This window comes from Micromonospora sp. NBRC 101691 (genome assembly GCF_030269285.1).
In the GTDB taxonomy this organism is placed as follows: domain Bacteria; phylum Actinomycetota; class Actinomycetes; order Mycobacteriales; family Micromonosporaceae; genus Micromonospora; species Micromonospora echinospora.
Window position 1 is genome coordinate 5,030 of sequence record NZ_BSTB01000032.1, and the last position, 23,545, is coordinate 28,574.

Annotated in this window: 1 protein-coding gene; it reads left to right on the plus strand. The window is 74.2% G+C overall.

The window, feature by feature from the left end:
- Entirely contained in the window at positions 1–23,538 is a 23,538-nt protein-coding gene (locus tag QSK20_RS30780) for a type I polyketide synthase (protein ID WP_285792129.1), read from the plus strand.
- Positions 23,539–23,545: the final 7 nt, after the last annotated feature.

Consider the following 23,545-nt stretch of genomic DNA (forward strand, 5'->3'; position numbering starts at 1 on the left):
ATGGCGGACGAAGAGAAGCTCCTCGAACACCTGAAGTGGGTGACCACGGAACTCCGCCAGGCGCACCGACGCCTGCGGGAACTGGAGGACGCCGAACCCGAGCCGATCGCCGTCGTCGGCATGGCCTGCCGGTTCCCCGGCGGCGTCAGCTCGCCCGAGCAGCTGTGGGACCTCGTCGCCGCCGGCACGGACGCGACCGGGACGTTCCCCACCGACCGGGGCTGGAACCTGGCCGAGCTGTACCACCCGGACCCGGACCACCCCGGCACCTCGTACAGCGACCGGGGCGGGTTCCTGAGCGACGCCGGCCACTTCGATCCCACCCTGTTCGGCATCTCGCCCCGCGAGGCGCTCGCCATGGACCCCCAGCAGCGGCTGCTGCTGGAAACCACCTGGGAGGTCTTCGAGCGCTCCGGCATCGACGCGGGCACGCTGCGCGGCAGCCGTACCGGGGTGTTCGTCGGCACCGCCGGGCAGGACTACGCGTCCGTCCTGCGCCGCCTTCCGGAGGGCGTCGAGGGGTACGTGCTGACCGGCACCGCCGCGAGCGTCATCTCCGGCCGGCTCGCCTACACGTTCGGCCTGGAGGGCCCGGCCGTCACCATCGACACCGCCTGCTCGTCCTCCCTGGTCGCCCTGCACCTGGCCAGCCAGGCCCTGCGGGACGGCGAGTGCACCCTCGCCGTGGCCGGTGGCGTCAGCGTGATGGCCACCCCCGGTGGCTTCGTCGAGTTCTCCCGCCAGCGCGGCCTCGCCTCGGACGGGCGCTGCAAGGCGTTCTCCGCCGACGCGGACGGCACCGGCTGGGCCGAGGGCGTCGGCATGGTGCTCGTCGAGCGGCTCTCCGACGCCCGGCGCAACGGCCACCCCGTGCTCGCCGTCATCCGGGGCAGCGCCGTCAACCAGGACGGGGCCAGCAGCGGCCTCACCGCGCCGAACGGTCCCGCGCAGCAGCGCGTCATCCGCCAGGCCCTCGACAGCGCCCGGCTCACCCCCGTCGACGTCGACGTCGTCGAGGCGCACGGCACCGGCACCCGCCTCGGTGACCCGATCGAGGCGCAGGCGCTGCTCGCCACGTACGGCCGGGAGCGCCCGGCGGACCGTCCGCTCTGGCTCGGCTCCCTGAAGTCGAACCTCGGGCACACGCAGGCGGCGGCCGGTGTGGCCGGCGTGATCAAGATGGTCATGGCGATGCGGCACGGCGTGCTGCCCCGCACCCTGCACGTCGACCAGCCCACCCCGCACGTCGACTGGACGGCCGGCGCGGTGTCGCTGCTCGCCGAGAGCCGCCCCTGGCCCGAGGCGGACCGGCCCCGCCGGGCCGCCGTCTCCTCGTTCGGCATGAGCGGCACCAACGCCCACCTCGTCCTGGAACAGGCCCCCACGCCCGAACCGGCAGTCGAGGACGCCGCCGGCACGCGGACGCTGCCGGCGGTTCCGGTCCTGCTCTCCGCCGCGAACCCCACCGCCCTCTCCGCCCTGGCCGGTCGCTGGGCGGCCTGGCTGGACGCCGACGCGGACCTGCGCCCCCTGGACGTCGGATTCGCCTCGGTCACCTCGCGGGCCACCCTGGACAGCCGGGCCGTGCTCGCTGTCGCCGGTCGCGACGACCTGCTGGCCGGGCTGCGTGCGCTGGCGGCGGACGAGCCGTCGGGCGCCGTGGTCACCGGTCACGCGGCCGAGCGGGGTCCGCTCGCGGTGCTCTTCTCCGGTCAGGGCGCCCAGCGTGCCGGCATGGGCCGGGAACTGTACGAGGCCTTCCCGGTCTTCGCCGCCGCCTTCGACGAGGCGTGCGGACACCTCGACCGGGCCCTGCCACAGCCGCTGACGACCGTGCTGTTCGCCGCCGAGGGTTCGGCGGAGGCGGCGCTGCTGGACCAGACGGCGTTCACGCAGGCCGGGTTGTTCGCGGTCGAGGTGGCGCTGTTCCGCCTCGTCGAGTCGTTCGGGTTGACGCCGGACTTCGTGGGCGGGCACTCCGTCGGTGAGATCGCGGCGGCGCACGTGGCCGGGGTGCTCTCCCTGGAACACGCCTGCGCGCTGGTCGCCGCCCGGGGTCGGTTGATGCAGGCCCTGCCGGCCGGCGGCGGCATGCTCGCGGTCGCCGCGTCGGAGACCGACGTGGCCGCCTCGATCGAGGGACTGACCGACCGGCTCGGGATCGCCGCCGTCAACGGCCCGGACGCGGTCGTCGTCTCCGGCGCGGTCGAGGCGTTGGACGAGGTGGAGCACGCCTGGCGGGAGCGGGGGGTGCGGACCCGCCGCCTGACGGTCAGCCACGCGTTCCACAGCCCGCTGATGGAACCGATGCTGGCGACGTTCCGGGCCCTGCTGGCCCGACTCACCTTCTCCGCGCCGGTGCTGCCGGTGGTGTCGAACCTGACCGGCGCGCTCGCCGACGGCGACGACCTGCGCACCCCCGACTACTGGGTACGTCACGTCCGCGAGGCGGTCCGGTACGCCGACGGCGTGTCCGCGCTGCGTGCCGCCGGGGTGGACACGTTCCTGGAGATCGGCCCGCAGAGCGTCCTGACCGCGATGACCGCCGACGCGCTGCCGGGCGACGACGACGTCCTCGCCGTAGCCGCCCAGCGCCGGGACCGGCCCGAGGTCACCGGCCTGCTGGCTGCCCTCGCCGACCTGCACGTCCACGGCGTGCCGGTGACCTGGACGCCGTGGTTCACCGACACCGGCGCGGCCCGGGTGGACCTGCCGACGTACGCGTTCCAGCGGGAGCGGTTCTGGCCCGAGGTGGCGACCTGGCAGGTCGGTGACGTGTCGGGCGCGGGCCTGGGCGTCGCGGGCCACCCGTTGTTGGGCGCGGCGGTGCGCCTGGCCGGTGACGGCGGGGTGGTGTTGACGGGCCGCCTGTCGGTGTCGTCGCACGCCTGGTTGGCCGATCATGTGGTGTCGGGGTCGGTGGTGGTGCCGGGTACGGCGCTGGTGGAGTTGGTGGTGCGGGCCGGTGACGAGGTGGGTGCGTCGCGGGTACGCGAACTCACGGTCGCCGCGCCGTTGTCGCTGCCGGCTTCCGGTGGGGTTCGGGTGCAGGTGCGGGTCGGTGACGCCGACGGCGCGGGTGCCCGGGACGTGGCGGTGTATTCGCAGCTCGACGAGGACGTCGACGCCGAGTGGGTGCGGCACGCCGAGGGTGTGCTGGAGCCCGCGTCGGCCGACGAACCGGCCCTGGCAGCCTGGCCGCCGACGGCGGCGTCCGAGGTGGACCTGACGGACTGGTACCCGAGGTTCGCGGAGCACGGTCTGTCGTACGGGCCGGTGTTCCAGGGTCTGCGTCGGGTGTGGTCGGGTGGCGGCGAGGTGTTCGCCGAGGTGGTGTTGCCGCAGGAGTCTGCGGATGTGTCGGGGTTCGGGGTGCATCCGGCGCTGTTGGATGCGGCGTTGCATCCGATCGGGTTGTTGGATGCGGGTTCGGGTTCGGGTCCTCGGGTGCCGTTCGCGTTCGAGGGTGTGCAGGTGCATGCCTCCGGGGCCCGTGTCCTGCGGGTGTGGTTGACGCGGGTTGGTTCGGGTGTGCGTCTGGTGGCGGTGGACGAGTCGGGTGCGCCGGTGGTGTCGGTGGACTCCCTCGTCCTGCGGGAGATGGGCACCGTCTCCACCCCGAGCGCCGCCGACCGGTCCCTGTTCGAGACGACCTGGCACGTCGAGGACGTCGCGCCGACCGGAGAGCCGACCAACTCCGCGCTGCTGGCCGTCGACGCCGCGCTCGCCGTCGACCTGCCCACGATGCCGGCGTACGCGGACGTGGCGGCGCTGCTCGCCGCCGTCGAGGCGGGGAAGCCGTCGCCGGAGGTGGTGCTGCTGCCGGTGCGGGGTGACCTCGATGCCCCGGTTCCGGACGCGGTGCGGGTGCTGACGGTGGACGTCCTGGCGACCGTGCAGGCGTGGCTCGCCGCCGACGTGCTCGCCGACTCCCGACTGGTGGTGCTCACCCGGGGCGCGATGACGGTCGGCGACGAGGAACGGGTGACCGATCCGGCCGGCACGGCGGTGTGGGGTCTGCTGCGCTCGGCGCAGTCGGAGCACCCGGGCCGCATCGTCCTGGCCGACCTCGACCGTGGACCCGACGCTGACACGGTGGCGGTGCTCGCGGCGGTGGCCGGCGACCCGGCCCCGACCGGTGGGCAGCTCGCGATCCGGGGCGGGACGGTGTTCGTACCCCGGCTGACCCGCCTCAGTGGCGACGGTCTGGTGCCTCCGGCGTCAGGCCGCTGGCATCTCGCGCCGGTCACCCCTGGCACGCTCGACGGCATCGACCTGGTGTCCGCCCCGCCGCTCACGCTCGGGCCGGGGCAGGTGCGGATCGCCGTACGGGCCACGGGCGTGAACTTCCGTGACGTGCTGATCGCGCTCGGCATGTACCCGGATCCGGCCGCCCGGATGGGCAGCGAGGGCGCGGGCGTCGTGCTGGAGGTCGGCCCCGGTGTCGACGGCCTCGTGCCCGGTGACCGGGTCATGGGCATGTTCGAGCCCGGGTTCGGCCCCGAGGTGGTGGCGCAGCGGGAGCGGGTGGCGAAGATCCCCGCCGGCTGGTCGTACACCCAGGCCGCCTCCGTCCCGCTGGTGTTCCTGACCGCCTACTACGCCCTGCGTGACCTGGCGGGTCTGCGGGCCGGTGAGTCGGTGTTGATCCACTCGGGTGCGGGTGGTGTGGGTATGGCGGCGATCCAGTTGGCGCACCACTTCGGTGCGACGGTCTATGCCACGGCGAGCCCCGGCAAGTGGGAGACCCTGCGTGGTCTGGGGGTCGCGCCGGAGCGGATCGCGTCGTCGCGGACGACGGGGTTCGAGCAGACGTTCGTGGCCGCGTCCGGCGGGGCCGGTGTCGACGTGGTGTTGGATGCGCTCGCGGGTGAGTTCGTGGACGCGTCGTTGCGGTTGTTGCCGCGTGGTGGTCGGTTCGTGGAGATGGGCAAGACCGATCTCCGGGATCCGGAGGTGGTGGCCGGGGAGCATCCGGGGGTGTCCTACCGGGCGTTCGACCTGAACGAGGCGGGTGGGGTCCGGATCGGGCAGATGTTGTCCGAGCTGCTCGAACTGTTCGAGCAGGGTGTGTTGGCGCCGTTGCCGACGCGGGTGTGGGATGTGCGGCAGGCGCGGCAGGCGTTGCGGCACATCAGTCAGGCCCGCCACGTCGGCAAGGTGGTGCTCACCGTGCCTGCTCCGCTGGACCGGGACGGGACCACGTTGGTCACCGGGGCGTCCGGCACGTTGGCGGGTGTCGTCGCCCGGCACCTGGTGGCGTCGGGGCGGTCGAGGCGTCTGCTGTTGGCGTCGCGCAGTCTGCCCGTCGAGGGCGGCGACTACGCGGCGTTGGTCGCGGAGCTGACGGATGCCGGGGCGGTCGTGACGACGGTGCCGGTGGACGTGGCCGATCCGGAGCAGGTCGCGGTTCTGGTGGCCGGGGTGGATGCGGCGCATCCGTTGACCGCCGTGGTGCACTGTGCGGGCGTGATCGCCGACGCGACGATCACCTCGCTGGACGCGGAGGCGTTGGCCACGGTGCTGCGGCCGAAGGTGGACGCCGGTTGGGTGTTGCACGAGGCGACGGCGGGGTTGGATCTGTCGGCGTTCGTGGTGTTCTCGTCGATCGCGGCGACGCTCGGTTCGCCCGGTCAGGGCAACTACGCGGCGGCGAACGCGTTCCTCGACGCGCTCGCCCAGCAGCGGCGCGCGGACGGCCTGCCGGCCACCAGCATCGGCTGGGGCATGTGGGCTACCACCAGCAGCATGACCGCCCACCTTGACCGGGACGACGAGCAGCGGCTCAGCCGACTCGGCATGACGGGCCTCACCGCCGCCGAGGGCGCCGCCCTCTTCGACGCCGCGACGACCCGGGCACTGCCGGCGATCGCGGCGGCCCGCCTCGGGATCACCGGGGACGCCGGGCAGGTCCCGCCGATCCTGCGACTCCTCGCCCGCTCGGGCGGACGCCGTCAGGCCGGCGGCGCGACCGGCACGGGTGCCTCCGCCTGGTCGGAGCGGTTGACGGGGCTGTCGCAGGACGAGGCGCGTCGGCTGCTGGTGGAGCTGGTGTGTGCGCAGGCGGCGGCGGTGCTGGGGCATGCGTCGGCGCAGGCGGTGCCGGGTGGTCGGGCGTTCAAGGAGTTGGGTTTCGACTCATTGACGTCGGTGGAGTTGCGTAACCGGCTCGCCTCGGCGACCGGGCTGCGGCTGACCGCCACGCTCGTCTTCGACTACCCGACCCCGGCCCGGCTCGCCGAGCACCTCCACGACCGGCTGGCGGAGACCACGAGCGGCGACCGGGCCATGGCCCCGACCGCCGGCCCGGCGACCTTCGACGAGCCGATCGCCATCATCGGCATGGCCTGCCGGTATCCGGGCGGGGTGTCGACTCCCGACCAGCTGTGGGCTCTGGTCTCCTCCGGCGGGGACGCGATCGACGGGTTCCCGACCGATCGGGGTTGGGACCTGGATGCCCTCTACGACGCGGACGCGGAGCGGGCGGGCACGTCCACCACCCGGCAGGGCGGGTTCCTGTACGACGCGGCCGAGTTCGACCCGGAGTTCTTCGGTATCTCGCCGCGTGAGGCCCTGGCGATGGACCCGCAGCAGCGGCTGCTGCTGGAGACCTCCTGGGAAGCGTTCGAGCACGCGGGTATCGATCCCACCAGCGGCCACGGCACCGTCACCGGTGTCTTCATCGGTGCCGCCTCCTCCGGCTACGCCGCCAGCGGCAGCGACGGCCTCGACGGACTCGAAGGTCACCTGCTGACCGGCACCGCCGGCAGCGTCGCCTCCGGTCGGGTCGCCTACACGTTCGGTCTGGAGGGACCGGCGGTCACCGTCGACACCGCGTGTTCGTCGTCGCTTGTCGCCCTGCACCTGGCCGCGCAGGCGCTGCGCTCCGGAGAGTGCGAGATGGCCCTCGCCGGTGGCGTGGCACTGATGGCCGCCCCGGGCATGTTCTCCGAGTTCTCCCGCCAGGGCGGCCTGTCACCGGACGGTCGGTGCAAGGCGTTCGCCGGGGGAGCGGACGGCACCGGTTGGGGTGAGGGTGTCGGCATGCTGCTCGTGGAGCGGCTTTCCGACGCGCAGCGGCGGGGGCACCGGGTCCTGGCTGTGGTGCGGGGCAGCGCGGTGAACCAGGACGGCGCGTCGAACGGCCTGACCGCGCCGAACGGCCCCTCCCAGCAGCGGGTGATCCGCCAGGCCCTGGCGAACGCCCGGCTGACCACGGCGGACGTGGATGCGGTGGAGGCGCACGGCACCGGCACCACCCTCGGTGATCCGATCGAGGCGCAGGCTCTCCTCGCCACCTATGGTCAGGACCGTGTCGAGCCGCTGCTGCTCGGGTCGATCAAGTCGAACATCGGGCACACGCAGGCTGCCGCGGGTGTCGCCGGTGTGATCAAGATGGTCCTGGCGATGCGGCACGGTGTGGTGCCGCCGACGTTGCACGTGGACGAGCCGTCCCCGCACGTGGACTGGAGCGCGGGAGCTGTCGCGCTGGCCACCGAGCCGACGCCGTGGCCGGAGACCGGTCGGCCGCGTCGGGCGGCGGTGTCGTCGTTCGGGATCTCCGGCACCAACGCCCACGCCATCATCGAGCAGGCCCCGGCCACCACGCCGGTCCGCCCCGAGCGCCGCAGGGCGCTGCCCGGGTTGGTCGCCGCCGACGCCGTACCGCTGCCCGTGTCGGCCCGCAGCGCCCGCGCGTTGCGCGACCAGGCGGCGCGGATCCGCGACCACCTCGCCGAGCGGCCGGACCTCGACCTGGTCGACCTCGGTCACTCGCTCGCCACCGGCCGCGCCCACCACCCGTACCGGCAGGTGGTGGTCGCCGCAGACCGCGACGACGCGCTGGCCGGGCTCGCCACGCTGGTCGAGGCCGACCATCGCACCAGCGTCGGCGACGGTACGCCCAAGGTCGTTTTCGTCTTCCCCGGCCAGGGCTCCCAGTGGGCGGGCATGGCCCTCGACCTCCTCGACTCCTCGCCGGTCTTCCGCAGCCGGATGGACGAGTGCGCGGCGGAGCTGTCCCGCCTGACCGACTGGTCGATCGAGGACGTCCTGCGCGGCGCCCCGGACGCCCCGGCGATGGACCGTGTCGACGTCGTCCAGCCGCTGCTTTTCTCCGTCATGGTGTCCCTAGCCGAGGTGTGGAAGGCCTGCGGGATCCGCCCGGACGCGGTCATCGGCCACTCGCAGGGCGAGATCGCTGCCGCCTGCGCGGCCGGCGCGCTCACCCTGCCCGACGCGATGCGCCTGGTCGTGGCCCGCAGCCGGGGCCTGCTCGCCATCTCCGGGCTCGGCGGCATGGTCTCCGTGCCGCTCTCCGCCGCCGACACCGCGCAGCTCATCGAACCCTGGGCGGACACGCTCTCCGTCGCCGCGCTGAACGGCGCCAGCGTCACCGTCGTCTCCGGCGACGCCACGTCCGTCGCCGAACTGCTGGCCACCTGCGCGGAGCGCGGCATCCGGGCCCGGCAGATCGCCGTCGACTACGCCTCCCACTGCGGTCACGTCGAGGCGGTCCGCGAGGACCTGGCCGGCGCGCTCGGCACGATCGTGTCCCACCCGACCGAGGTGGCCTTCCACTCCACCGTCACGGGTGAGCTGGTCGACACCACCGAACTGGACGCCGACTACTGGTACCGGAACCTGCGTGAGCCGGTCCGCCTCGCTCCCGTCGTCGACGCGCTGATCGCCGCCGGATACCGGACGTTCGTCGAGGTCAGCCCGCACCCCGTGCTCAAGGTGGTGGTGCAGGACGCGCTCGACCGGGCCATCGCCGACCCGGACCAGCCCTCCGCCGCCGGGACGCCCGGCGTGGTGGTCGGCTCCCTGCGCCGCGACGAGAACGGTCCCCGCGAGATCCTCGCCGCGCTCGGTGGCCTGTACGCGGCCGGCGTACCGGTCGACTGGGCCGCCCTCTTCGCCGGCTCCGGCGCGGCCCGGGTGGAGCTGCCGACGTACGCGTTCCAGCGGGAGCGGTTCTGGCCCGAGGCGGCGAGCTGGCGGGCCGGTGACGTGTCGGGAGCCGGCCTCGCCGCCCCCGGACACCCGCTGCTCGGCGCGGCGGTGCGGCTCGCCGGTGACGACGGGATGGTGCTGACCGGCCGCCTGTCGGTGTCGACCCATCCGTGGCTGGCCGATCATGTGGTGTCGGGGTCGGTGGTGGTGCCGGGTACGGCGCTGGTGGAGTTGGTGGTGCGGGCCGGTGACGAGGTGGGTGCGTCGCGGGTTCGGGAGTTGACGGTCGCCGCGCCGTTGTCGTTGCCGGCTTCCGGTGGGGTTCGGGTGCAGGTGCGGGTCGGTGACGCCGATGACGCCGGTGCCCGGGACGTGGCGGTGTATTCGCAGCTCGACGAGGACGTCGACGCCGAGTGGGTGCGGCACGCCGACGGTGTGCTCGAACCGGCCGTCGACGAGGAACCCGGCCTCGACACGTGGCCGCCCGCCGGCCCGGAGACCGACCTGACCGGTTGGTACGACGTGCTGGTCGGACACGGCCTGTCGTACGGGCCGGTGTTCCAGGGCCTCCGCCGGGTGTGGGCCGGTGACGACGAGGTGCACGCCGAGGTCGCCCTGGCCGACGGGGTGACGGACGTGTCCGGCTTCGGGGTGCACCCGGCGCTGCTCGACGCGGCGTTGCACCCGATCGGTCTGCTGCTGTCCGGGGACGGGGCCGGCCCCCGGGTGCCCTTCGCGTTCGAGGGTGTGCAGGTGCACGCCTCCGGGGCCAGTGTCCTGCACGTGCGGCTGACGCGGGCCGGTTCGGGTGTGCGTCTGGTGGCGGTGGACGAGTCGGGCGCGCCGGTGGTGTCGGTGGACTCCCTCGTGCTGCGGGAGATGGCTGCCGTCTCCACTCCGGCTGCCGTCGACCGGTCCCTGTTCGAGGTCTCCTGGCAGGCGGAGGAGATCACGCCGGCCGAGGATGTCTCCGGCTGGGCGGTCCTGACGGCCGACGCTCCACTCGCCGGGGACCTGTCCGCGATGCCGGCGTACGCGGACGTGGCGGCGCTGCTCGCCGCCGTCGAGGCGGGGAAGCCGTCGCCGGAGGTGGTGCTGCTGCCGGTGCGGGGTGTCGCCGGGACACCGGTCCCGGAGGCGGTCCGGGCGTTGACGGTGGACGTCCTGGCGACCGTGCAGGCGTGGCTCGCCGCCGACGTGCTCGCCGACTCCCGACTGGTGGTGCTCACCCGCGACGCCCTGGCGATCCGGACGGGCGACCGGGCCGGTGACCTGGCCGGGGCAGCGGTGTGGGGTCTGCTGCGGTCGGCGCAGTCGGAGCACCCGGGGCGCATCGTCCTGGCCGACCTCGACCGTGGACCCGACGCCGACACGGTGGCGGTGCTCGCGGCGGTGGCCGGTGACCCGGCCCCGGCCGGTGGGCAGCTCGCGTTCCGGGGCGACACGGTGTTCGTACCCCGCGTCACCCGGCCCGGGGCCGACCGTCTCGTCCCGTCCACCGATCTCTGGCACCTTGCCTCGGTGGAGCCGGGGACGATCGACGGCGTCGACGTGGTCGCCGGCACCGCTCTGCCCCTGGCGGCCGGTCAGTTACGTGTCGCGGTGCGCGCCACCGGCGTGAACTTCCGTGACGTGCTGATCGCACTGGGCATGTACCCGGATTCCACTGCGGTGATGGGCAGTGAGGGTGCGGGCGTGGTGTTGGAGGTCGGCCCGGACGTCGAGGGCCTCGTGCCGGGCGACCGGGTGTTCGGGTTGTTCGAGCCCGGTTTCGGCCCGCAGGTGGTGGCGCAGCGGGAGCGCATCGCGCGGATTCCCGCCGGCTGGTCGTTTGTCGAGGCCGCCTCCGTTCCGGTGGTGTTCCTGACCGCCTACTACGCCCTGCGTGACCTGGCGGGTCTGCGGGCCGGTGAGTCGGTGTTGATCCACTCGGGTGCGGGTGGCGTCGGGATGGCGGCGATCCAGTTGGCGCACCATTTCGGTGCGACGGTCTATGCCACGGCGAGCCCCGGCAAGTGGGAGACCCTGCGTGGTCTGGGTGTGGCTGAGGAGCGGATCGCGTCGTCGCGGACGACCGACTTCGAGCAGGCGTTCCTGACCGCATCCGACGGGGCAGGCGTGGATGTCGTACTGGATGCGCTCGCGGGTGAGTTCGTGGACGCGTCGTTGCGGTTGTTGCCGCGCGGCGGTCGGTTCGTGGAGATGGGCAAGACCGACGTCCGCGATCCGCAGCTGGTCGCCGAGCAGCACCCCGGCGTCTCCTACCAGGCGTTCGAACTCAACCAGGCCGGCGGCGAGCGGATCGGGCAGATGTTGTCCGAGCTGCTCGAACTGTTCGAGCAGGGCGTCTTGAAGCCGTTGCCGACGCGGGTGTGGGATGTGCGGCAGGCGCGGCAGGCGTTGCGGCACATCAGTCAGGCCCGCCACGTCGGCAAGGTGGTGCTCACCGTGCCTGCTCCGCTGGACCAGGATGGGACCACGTTGGTCACCGGGGCGTCCGGCACGTTGGCGGGTGTCGTCGCCCGGCACCTGGTGGCGTCGGGGCGGTCGAGGCGTCTGCTGTTGGCCTCGCGCAGTCTGCCCGTCGAGGGCAGCTCCTACGCCGCGTTGGTCGCGGAGCTGACGGATGCCGGGGCGGTCGTGACGACGGTGCCGGTGGACGTGGCCGATCCGGAGCAGGTCGCGGCTCTGGTGGCCGGGGTGGATGCGGCGCATCCGTTGACCGCCGTGGTGCACTGCGCAGGCGTCATCGCCGACGGCACGATCACCTCGCTGGACGCGGAGGCGTTGGCCACGGTGCTGCGGCCGAAGGTGGACGCCGGTTGGGTGTTGCACGAGGCGACGGCGGGGTTGGATCTGTCGGCGTTCGTGGTGTTCTCGTCGATCGCGGCGACGCTCGGTTCGCCCGGTCAGGGCAACTACGCGGCGGCGAACGCGTTCCTCGACGCCCTCGCCCAGCAGCGGCGCGCGGACGGCCTGCCCGCGACCAGCCTCGGGTGGGGACTCTGGGCCACCACCAGCAGCATGACCGCCCACCTCGACACCAGCGAGCACCGGCGGGCCATCCGCGCCGGCAGCGCCCCGCTCACCGACGCCGAGGGACTCGCCCTGTTCGACGCCGCGCAGCGACACGGCGGCGCACACGTCGTCCTCATGAAGGTGCCGGCGGTGGCGGACGGGCCGGACGCGGACCGGGTGCCTGCCATGCTGCGGGACCTCGTGCGCCAGCCCCGCACCCGGCGGCGCTCGGCGGCCCGTGGCACCGCCGAACTGTCGGCCGCCGAACGGCTCGCCGCGCTCAGCCCGGTCGAACGGCGCGGCCAGCTCCTCGACCTGGTCGCCGGCAGCGTCGCCGCGGTGCTCGGCCACCGTTCGGCGGAGAACGTCGACCCGCTGCGGCCGTTCAAGGAGATCGGCTTCGACTCGTTGACCTCGGTCGAGCTGCGTAACCGGCTCGCCTCGGCCACCGGGCTGCGCCTGCCGGCGACCGTCGCCTTCGACTACCCGACCCCCGTCGTGCTCGCCGACTTCCTCGACCGGGAGATCGGTGGCCGGGTCGCCCCGGCACCCACCCCGGCCACCGTCCCGACCACCGACGTCGACGAGCCGATCGCCATCGTCGGCATGGCCTGCCGCTTCCCCGGTGCCGTGCAGACCCCCGAGCAGCTCTGGGACCTGGTGACGGCGGGCGCGGACGTCATCGCGCCGTTCCCCACCGACCGGGGCTGGGACGTCGCCGCCCTGCGGACCGGCACCGGGGACGACACCGACGTCCCGCGCAGCGGCGGCTTCCTCTACGACGCCGCCGACTTCGACGCCGCCTTCTTCGGCATCAACCCGCGTGAGGCGCTGGCCATGGACCCGCAGCAGCGGCTGCTGCTGGAGACCTCCTGGGAGGCCTTCGAACGGGCCGGCGTCGACCCGCTCACCGCCCGGGGCAGCAGCACCGGCGTCTACGTCGGCCTGATCTACCACGACTACGCCGGCAAGGCGCTCGGCACGTCCGACGAACTCGACGGGTACGTCGGCAACGGCAGCGCCGGCAGTGTCGCCTCCGGCCGGATCTCGTACCTGTTCGGGCTGGAGGGGCCGGCGGTCACCGTCGACACCGCCTGCTCGTCGTCGCTGGTCGCCCTGCACCTGGCCGCCCAGGCGCTGCGGCAGAACGAGTGCGGTCTCGCCCTCGCCGGTGGCGTCAGCGTCATGTCCACCCCTGGCATGCTCGCCGAGTTCTCCCGCCAGCGCGGCCTGTCGCCCGACGGGCGGTGCAAGGCGTTCGGCGCGGGCGCCGACGGCACCGGTTTCGCCGAGGGCGTCGGCATGCTGCTGCTGGAACGCCTCTCCGACGCCCGGCGCAACGGGCGACGCATCCTCGCCGTCGTCCGGGGCAGCGCCGTCAACCAGGACGGGGCCAGCAGCGGGCTCACCGCCCCGAACGGCCCCGCCCAGCAGCGGGTGATCCGGCAGGCCCTGGCCAACGCCCGGCTCGCCCCCGCCGACGTGGACGTGGTCGAGGCGCACGGCACCGGCACCGCCCTCGGTGACCCGATCGAGGCGCAGGCCCTGCTCGCCACGTACGGGCAGGACCGTACCGAGCCGTTGCTGTTGGGTTCGATCAAGTCGAACATCGGCCACGCCCAGGCGGCGGCCGGTGTCGCCGGTGTGATCAAGATGGTCATGGCGATGCGCCACGGGCGGCTGCCGGCGACCCTGCACGTGGCCGAGCCGTCCCCGCACGTCGACTGGACGGCCGGCGCGGTCGAGCTGCTCGCCGAGTCCCGCCCCTGGCCGCAGGTGGACCGGCCGCGTCGGGCCGCCGTCTCCTCGTTCGGCATCTCCGGCACCAACGTCCACACCATCCTCGAACAGGCCCCGGAGGCGACGCCCGCGCCGGTCGCGTCGGCCCCCGCCGTCCTCGGCGACCTGACCACCCCGTGCGTGCTCACCGCCCGCACCGGCCCGGCCCTGCGCGGGCAGGCGCAGCGGCTCCGTGCCTGGCTGGCGGCGAACCCGGAGACCGGACTGCCCGACCTCGGGCACGCGCTGGCCACCGGACGCTCCGCCTTCGAGCACCGGGCGGTGCTGCTGCCCCGGGACCGGCAGAGTCTCCTCGCCGGCCTCGACACGATCGTCGACGACCAGCCGTCCTCCATCGTCGTGCGCGGCACGGCCCGCACCGGCCGGCTTGCCGTCCTCTTCTCCGGTCAGGGCGCGCAGCGCGCCGGCATGGGCAGGGAGCTGTACGGGATGTTCCCGGTCTTCGCCACCGCGCTGGACGAGGTCTGCGGCCACCTGGACCCGCTGCTGCCGCAGCCGCTGCGTGCGGTGCTCTTCGCCACCGAAGGGTCGCCCGAGGCGGAGCTGCTGGACCAGACCGTGTTCACGCAGGCCGGCCTGTTCGCGGTCGAGGTGGCGCTGTTCCGGCTGGTCGAGTCGTTCGGGATCGTTCCCGACTTCGTCGGCGGTCACTCGGTCGGCGAGATCACCGCCGCCCACGTGGCCGGGGTGCTGTCCCTGGCGGACGCGTGTGCGCTGGTCGCGGCGCGGGGCCGGCTGATGCAGGCCCTCCCGGCCGGCGGGGGCATGCTGGCGGTGGCCGCGCCGGAGGCGGAGGTCGCGGAGACCCTCGTCGGACTGACCGACCGGGTCGGTGTCGCGGCGGTGAACGGTCCGTCGGCCGTGGTCGTCTCCGGCGCCGTCGAGACGCTCGACGAGGTCGAGCGGATCTGGCGGGACCGCGGGGCGCGGACGCGTCGGTTGCGGGTGAGCCACGCCTTCCACAGCCCGCTGATGGAACCGATGCTCGACGGGTTCCGGGCCGTGGTCGAGGGGCTGGCCCTCGCCGCGCCGCTGCTGCCGGTCGTGTCGAACCTGACCGGCGCGCTCGCCGACGCCGACGAGATCCGCACCGCCGACTACTGGGTACGGCACGTCCGCGAGGCGGTCCGCTTCGCCGACGGCATCGGATACCTGCGGCAGCGCCACGTCGGCACCTACCTGGAGGTCGGGCCGGACGGTGTCCTCGCCGGCATGACCCAGGACTGCCTCGCCGAGGGCACGGCCGACGGCACCGGCCCGGTGGTCGTACCGACCCTACGCAAGGGCCGCACCGAGGCGTCCGCGCTGCTCACAGCCCTGGCCGAGGCGTACGTGGGTGGTGTCGCCGTCGACTGGAGCCCGCTGACCGGCTCCGGCGCGGCCCGGGTGGACCTGCCGACGTACGCGTTCCAGCGGGAGCGGTTCTGGCCGGAGGCGGTGGCCTGGCGCACGGGCGACGTGTCGGGTGCGGGGCTCGCGGCGGCGGAGCACCCGCTGCTGGGCGCCGCCGTCCGGCTCGCCGGTGACGACGGGGTGGTGCTGACCGGCCGGTTGTCGGTCGCCACCCACCCGTGGCTGGCCGACCACGTGGTGTCGGGGTCGGTGCTGGTGCCGGGCACCGCGCTGGTGGAACTGGTCGTGCGGGCCGGCGACGAGGTCGGCGCGTCCCGGGTACGCGAACTCACGGTCGCCGCGCCGTTGTCCCTGCCGGCCTCAGGTGGGGTCCGGGTGCAGGTGCGCGTCGGCACGGTCGAGGCCGGTGGACGCGACGTCGCCGTCTACTCGCAGCCCGACGACGACGCCGACGCCGAGTGGGTCCGGCACGCCGAGGGCGTGCTGGAGCCCGCCACGGACGACGAGCCGGCGATCGACGCGTGGCCCCCGTCGGCCCCGGAGACGGATCTGACCGGTTGGTACGACGCGCTGGTGGGACACGGTCTGTCGTACGGGCCGGTGTTCCAGGGTCTGCGTCGGGTGTGGTCGGGTGGCGGCGAGGTGTTCGCCGAGGTGGTGTTGCCGTCGGGGTCTGCGGATGTGTCGGGGTTCGGGGTGCATCCGGCGTTGTTGGATGCGGCGTTGCATCCGATCGGGTTGTTGGACGGGGGTTCGGGTTCGGGTCCTCGGGTGCCGTTCGCGTTCGAGGGTGTGCAGGTGCATGCGTCGGGTGCGCGTGTGTTGCGGGTGTGGTTGTCGCGGGCCGGTTCGGGTGTGCGTCTGGTGGCGGTGGACGAGTCGGGTGCGCCGGTGGTGTCGGTGGACTCCCTCGTCCTGCGGGAACTGACCGGTGCGGTCGCCGCCCCGACTGCCGCCGCCCGGTCGCTGTTCGAGGTGGCCTGGCAGGCCGAGGACATCATGCCGGCCACCACCCCGACGGGCTGGGCCATGCTGGGTGCCCCGCACGCCGTGGCCGACCTTCCCGCCGCCCCTGTCTTTGCCGACGTGGCGGAGCTGGCGTCCGCCGTGGCGACGGGAGACACCGCGCCCGAGGTGGTGCTGCTGCCGGTGCGCGGTGTCGTCGACGCCCCGGTGCCGCAGGCGGTGCGCGTCCTGACCGACGAGGTCCTGGCGACGGCGCAGGCGTGGCTGACGGCGGACGCGCTGGCTGACTCCCGGTTGGTGGTGGTGACCCGGGGCGCGGTGGCCGCGCAGGACGACGAGCGGGTGGTCGACCTGGCGGGTGCGGCGGTGTGGGGTCTGCTGCGGTCGGCGCAGTCGGAACACCCGGGCCGCATCGTGCTCGCCGACATCGACGGGACCGTCGACACGGGCACCCTCGACGTGCTGGCGGCCGTCGCGGCGGACCAGTCCGCCACCGGCGGGCAACTCGCGATCCGGGGTGACCGGGTGTTCACGCCCCGGATCGTCCGGCCGGCCGGCGCGGAACTGACCCCGCTGGCCAACGGCCCGTGGCACGTGGCCGCGGTACGTCCCGGCACCCTGGACGGCGTCGAGATCGTCCCGACCGCGCCGGTCGAACTCGCGTCCGGTGAGGTCCGCATCGCGGTGCGTGCCACCGGCGTGAACTTCCGCGACGTCCTCATGGCGCTCGGCATGTACCCGGACCCGGCCGCGGTGATGGGCAGCGAGGGCGCGGGTGTGGTGTTGGAGGTCGGCCCCGGTGTCGAGGGTCTCGCCCCCGGTGATCGGGTGTTCGGGTTGTTCGAGCCCGGGTTCGGCCCCGAGGTGGTGGCGCAGCGGGAGCGGATCGCGAAGGTTCCGGCGGGCTGGTCGTTCGTCGAGGCGGCGTCGGTGCCGGTGGTGTTCCTGACGGCGTACTACGGGCTGCACGCTCTCGCCGGCCTGCGGGCCGGTGAGTCGGTGTTGATCCACTCGGGTGCGGGTGGTGTGGGTATGGCGGCGATCCAGTTGGCGCATCATTTCGGTGCGACGGTCTACGCCACGGCCAGCCCCGGCAAGTGGGAGACCCTGCGTGGTCTGGGGGTCGCGCCGGAGCGGATCGCGTCGTCGCGGACGACGGAGTTCGAGCAGACGTTCGTGGCCGCGTCGGGTGGCGCGGGTGTGGATGTGGTGTTGGATGCGCTCGCGGGTGAGTTCGTGGACGCGTCGTTGCGGTTGTTGCCGCGTGGTGGCCGGTTCGTGGAGATGGGCAAGACCGACCTCCGGGATCCGGAACGAGTCGCTGCGCAGCATCCGGGGGTGTCCTACCGGGCGTTCGACCTGAACGAGGCCGGCGGCGAGCGGATCGGGCAGATGTTGTCCGAGCTGCTCGAACTGTTCGAGCAGGGTGTGTTGAAGCCGTTGCCGACGCGGGTGTGGGATGTGCGGAAGGCGCGGCAGGCGTTGCGGCACATCAGCCAGGCCCGCCACGTCGGCAAGGTCGTCCTCACCGTGCCGGCTCCGCTGGACCAGGACGGCACCACGCTGGTCACCGGGGCCTCCGGTTCCCTGGCCGGTGTGGTGGCCCGGCACCTCGTCGCCACGGGACGGTCGAAGCGTCTGCTGCTGGCGTCCCGGAGCGCGCCGGTCGAGGGCGGCGACTACGCGACGCTGGTCGCCGAGCTGGCCGCCTCGGGCGCCTCGGTGTCCACCGTCGCGGTGGACGTGGCGGACGCGGAGCAGGTCGCTGCCCTGGTCGCGGGCGTCGATCCGGCGCACCCGCTGACCGCCGTGGTGCACTGTGCCGGGGTCGTCGCCGACGCGACGATCACCTCCCTCGACCCGGCCGGCATGTCGACGGTGCTGCGGCCGAAGGTCGATGCGGCGTGGGCGCTGCACGAGGCGACGGCGGGGTTGGATCTGTCGGCGTTCGTGGTGTTCTCGTCGATCGCGGCGACGCTCGGTTCGCCCGGTCAGGGCAACTACGCGGCGGCGAACGCGTTCCTCGACGCCCTCGCCCAGCACCGGCGCGCGCAGGGTCTGCCCGCGACCAGCATCGGCTGGGGCATGTGGGCCACCGGTGGCATGGCCGCCCGCCTCAGCGCGGACGACCGGCAGCGGCTGGGCCGGCTCGGCATGACGGGCCTCACCGCCACCGAAGGAACCACCCTGTTCGACGCCGCGCTCACCGGGACACCGCCCACGGTGGTGGCCGCGCGGCTGCGGATCACCGGGGAGCCCGCGCAGGTCCCGCCGATCCTGCGTCGGTTGGCCCGGAGCGGGGCACGCCGGCAGACGCGCGCCGTCGAGGCCGGCACGGGCACGTGGTCGGAGCGGTTGACAGGGCTGTCGCAGGACGAGGCGCGTCGGCTGCTGGTGGAGCTGGTGTGTGCCCAGGCGGCGGCGGTGCTGGGGCACGCGTCGGCGCAGGCGGTGCCGGGTGGTCGGGCGTTCAAGGAGTTGGGTTTCGACTCGTTGACGTCGGTGGAGTTGCGTAACCGGCTCGCCTCGGCGACCGGGCTGCGGCTGACCGCCACGCTCGTCTTCGACTACCCGACGCCGGAGCGGCTCGCCGAGCACCTGCACGAGCAGATGGGTCACTCCGTGGCAGCGGCGCCCACCGCCGTCCGGACCGTCACCGCGCCCGGTGCCGACGACCCGATCGCCATCGTCGGGATGGCCTGCCGGTTCCCGGGTGGCGTGTCGAGCCCGGAGCAACTGTGGAACCTGGTCGTCTCGGGTCGCGACGCGATCGACGGGTTCCCGACCGATCGGGGTTGGGACCTGGACGCCCTCTACGACGCGGACGCGGACCGGGCGGGCACGTCCACCACCCGGCAGGGCGGGTTCCTGTACGACGCGGCCGAGTTCGACCCGGAGTTCTTCGGTATCTCGCCGCGTGAGGCGCTGGCGATGGACCCGCAGCAGCGGCTGCTGCTGGAAACCTCCTGGGAGGCGTTCGAGTCCGCCGGCCTCGACCCGCGCGACACCACGGGCACCACCGGTGTGTTCGCCGGACTCATCCACCACGACTACGCGGGCCGCCTGGAGGCCTCGGAGGAACTGGAGGGCTACCTCGTCAACGGCACCGCCGGCAGCGTCGCCTCCGGCCGGGTGGCGTACGTGTTCGGCCTGGAGGGACCGGCGGTCACCGTCGACACCGCGTGTTCGTCGTCGCTGGTCGCCCTGCACCTGGCCGCGCAGGCGCTGCGGTCCGGCGAGTGCGACCTGGCGCTGGCCGGTGGCGTGACGGTGATGGCCACCCCGAGTGCCTTCGTCGGCTTCTCCCGGCAGCGGGGTCTCGCCCCGGACGGCCGGTGCAAGGCGTTCGCCGGCTGCGCGGACGGCACCGGCTGGGGCGAGGGCGTCGGCATGCTCCTCGTGGAACGACTCTCCGACGCCCGGCGGCACGGCCACCGGGTCCTCGCGGTGCTGCGGGGCAGCGCCGTCAACCAGGACGGCGCGTCGAACGGCCTGACCGCGCCGAACGGCCCCGCGCAGCAGCGGGTCATCCGCCAGGCCCTCGCGAACGCCCGGCTGACCACCGCCGATGTGGACGCGGTGGAGGCGCACGGCACCGGCACCACCCTGGGTGACCCGATCGAGGCGCAGGCGCTCCTCGCCACGTACGGGCAGGACCGCCCCGCCGACCGTCCGCTGCTGCTCGGGTCGATCAAGTCGAACATCGGTCACACGCAGGCCGCCGCCGGTGTCGCCGGCATCATCAAGATGGTCCTCGCCATGCGACACGGTCTCGTCCCGCCGACGTTGCACGTGGACGAGCCGTCCCCGCACGTCGACTGGGCGACCGGGGCGGTCACCCTGGCGACCGCGCCGACGCCGTGGCCGTCGGTGGACCGGCCGCGTCGGGCGGCGGTGTCGTCGTTCGGCATCTCCGGCACGAACGCGCACGTGATCATCGAGCAGCCGCCGGTGACCGACGTGACCGAGGCCGTGGAGCCGGTGCCGCAGACGGTGACGCCGGTGCTGTTGTCGGCGCGGTCGGAGCCGGCCCTCGCCGGGCAGGCGGGCCGGTGGGCCGACTGGCTGACGGGCGACGAGGCGCTGCGTCCGGTGGACGTGGGCTGGTCGTCGGTGACCACCCGGTCGGCGTTGGCGCACCGTGCGGTGATCGCGGCGACCGACCGCGACGAGCTGGTCGCCGGGCTGCGCGCTCTCGCCGCCGGTGACCCGTCGGGCGCGGTGGTGACCGGCACGGCCGCCCCGCGTGGCCAGCTGGCACTCCTCTTCTCCGGCCAGGGTGCGCAGCGCGCCGGGATGGGCCGGGAGCTGTCCGCGACCTTCCCGGTGTTCGCCACCGCGTTGGACGAGGTCTGCGGTCACCTCGATCCGCTCCTGCCGCAGCCGTTGCGGACCGTCCTGTTCGCCGAGCCTGGCACGCCGGAGGCGGAGCTGCTGGACCAGACCGTGTTCACCCAGACCGGTCTGTTCGCGGTCGAGGTGGCGCTGTTCCGGCTGGTCGAGTCGTTCGGGATCGTCCCCGACTTCGTCGGCGGTCACTCGATCGGCGAGATCACCGCCGCGCACGTCGCCGGGGTGCTGTCCCTCTCAGACGCGTGTTCCCTGGTCGCGGCACGGGGCCGGCTGATGCAGGACCTTCCCGCCGGGGGCGGGATGCTCGCGGTGGCCGCGTCCGAGGAGGCGGTCGCCGGGACGCTCGCCGGCCTGACCGACCGGGTGGGTGTCGCCGCCGTGAACGGCCCGGCGGCGGTCGTCGTGTCGGGCGCGGTCGAGGCCCTGGACGAGGTGGAGCGCATCTGGCGGGAGCGGGGTGCGCGGACCCGTCGCCTGACGGTCAGCCACGCGTTCCACAGTCCGCTGATGGAGCCGATGCTCGACGGGTTCCGGGCGGTCGTCGAAGGGCTGACGTTCGCCGCGCCGCTGCTGCCGGTGGTGTCGAACCTGACCGGCGCGCTCGTCGACGCCGAGGAGTTCCGCGACCCGGACTACTGGGTCCGGCACGTGCGGGAGACCGTCCGCTTCGCCGACGGGGTCACCGTGCTCCGCAAGGCGGGCGTGGACACGTTCCTGGAGGTCGGCCCGCAGAGCGTGCTGACCGCGATGGCCGCCGACGTGCTCCCCGGGGACGAGGACGTGCTCGCCGTGGCCGCCCAGCGGCGGGACCGTGCCGAGGTGGCCGGGCTGGTCGCCGCGCTGGGTGAGCTGCACGTGCACGGCCTGCCGGTCCGCTGGGAGCCCTGGTTCACCGGCGCGCGCCGGGTGGACCTGCCGACGTACGCGTTCCAGCACCAGCGGTTCTGGCCCGAGCCGGCGAGCCGGCGACAGGGCACGACGTCGGTGACGGACGCGGGCGACGCCGAGTTCTGGGCCGCCGTCGAGGGCGGAGACCTGAGCGTCCTCGCCGGCCAGCTCGGCGCGGACGCGGTGGACGCCCTCGCCCCGGCCCTGCCCGCCCTCACCTCCTGGCGTCGGGCCCGGACCCGCGACGCGGCCGTCAACGGCTGGTCGTACCAGGTGGGATGGCGTCGGATCGACCTGGGTGACCCGGCGACGGCGACCGGCGGCTGGCTGCTCGTCGGCCCCGACGGCGACCCGGCGGGGGAGCAGGTCGAAGCCGCGCTGACGGTTGCCGGCGGCGACGTCCGGCGGCTGGTCGTCGACCCGGCCACCGCCACCCGGGGCGGCCTGACCCGCCGGTTGACCAGCGCGCTGGCCGACGGGCCGGTCACCGGCGTGGTCTCCCTGCTCGGCCTGGCCGACGGTCCGCACCCGAAGCAGCCGGCTGTGCCGGCCGGCGTCGCGGCCACCCTGCTGCTCGTGCAGGCCCTGCACGACGCCGGTGCGGCGGGTCCGCTGTGGTGTGTCACCCGGGGCGCGGTCGGCACCGGCGACGCCGACCCGGCGCGCAGCGCCGCCCAGGGCGCCCTGTGGGGCATGGGCCGGGTCGCCGGCCTGGAACTGCCGCAGCTCCGGGTGGGTCTGCTGGACCTGCCGGAGCGGGACGTCGACCCGGTCCGGCTGGCGGCGGCGCTCACCGCCGGCGGGGACGAGGACCAGCTCGCGGTCCGGCCCACCGGCGTGTACGCGCGCCGGCTGACCCGGGCCACCCCGGCCGACCCGGCGGCGGCCGAGCGGTGGCGGCCCTCCGGCACCGTGCTGGTCACCGGCGGCACCGGCGCGCTCGGCGCGCACGTGGCCCGCTGGGCGGCCGGCACCGGCGCGGCGCACCTGGTGCTCACCAGCCGTCGTGGCGACGCCGCCCCCGGCGCGGCCGACCTGCGTGACGAGCTGACCGCTCTGGGGGCCCGGGTGACCGTGGCCGCCTGCGACGTGGCCGACCGGGACGCGGTGGCCGCGCTGCTCGCCCGGATCGACGACGACCCGGAACCGTTGACCGCGGTGGTGCACGCGGCCGGGCTCAACGACGTGGCCCCGATGGTCGACACCGACCTGGACCGGCTGGCCGGGGTGATGGCCGGCAAGATCGCCGGTGCGGTGCACCTCGACGAGCTGCTCGGCGACCGGCCGCTCGACGCGTTCGTCCTCTTCGCCTCGATCGCCGGGGTGTGGGGCAGCGGCGGACAGGCCGGCTACGCGGCCGGCAACGCGTACCTCGACGCGCTGGCCGAGCGGCGACGCGCCCGGGGCCTCGCCGCCACCTCGGTGGCGTGGGGTCCGTGGGCCGACGGCGGCATGGCCACCGACGACGCCCAGCGGGAACTGGCCCGACGCGGGCTGCGGGCGATGGCCCCGGACGACGCGGTGCACGCCCTGCGGGTGGCCGTCGGCGGTGGCCGTACCGGCCTCACCGTGGTCGACGTGGACTGGGCGACGTTCGCCCCGGCGTACTCCTCGGCCGGTCCGCGTCCGCTCCTGGCCGACCTGCCGGAGGCCCGCCAGGCCACCCCGGCCGGGGACACCACGTCGGCCGACGGCGGCCGGTCGCTGCGTGAGCGGCTGCTCGCGCTGCCCGACGACGAGCGGGACCGGCACCTCACCGACCTGGTCCGCGCCGAGGCGGCGGCCGTGCTCGGCCACACCGGTCCCGAGCTGGTCAAGCCGAGGCGGGCGTTCAAGGAACTCGGCTTCGACTCGCTGACCGCCGTCGAGCTGCGCAACCGGCTGACCCGGGTCACCGGCCTGTCCCTGCCCACGACGCTGGTCTTCGACTACCCCGACCCGGCCACCGTCGCCGGGCACCTGCTCACCGAGCTGGTCCCCGAGACGCAGCGGGAGGAGACGGCCGACCCGGCGGAGACGGCGGTGCGGCAGGCCCTCGCCACCATCCCGCTGGCCCGGATCCGCGAGGCCGGACTGCTGGACCTGCTGCTCACCCTCGCCGACGGCGACGACACCGACCACGCCTCCACCGACGAGGGCGTCGACATCGACGAGATGGACGCCGACACCCTCATCAGGCTGGCGCTCGACGGCTCCGAGTCCTGACCCTTGT

What these genes read in the sequence shown, in the direction of transcription:
- QSK20_RS30780 (WP_285792129.1), top strand. Translation starts at nt 1, where the DNA reads ATGGCGGACGAAGAGAAGCTCCTCGAACACCTGAAGTGGGTGACCACG.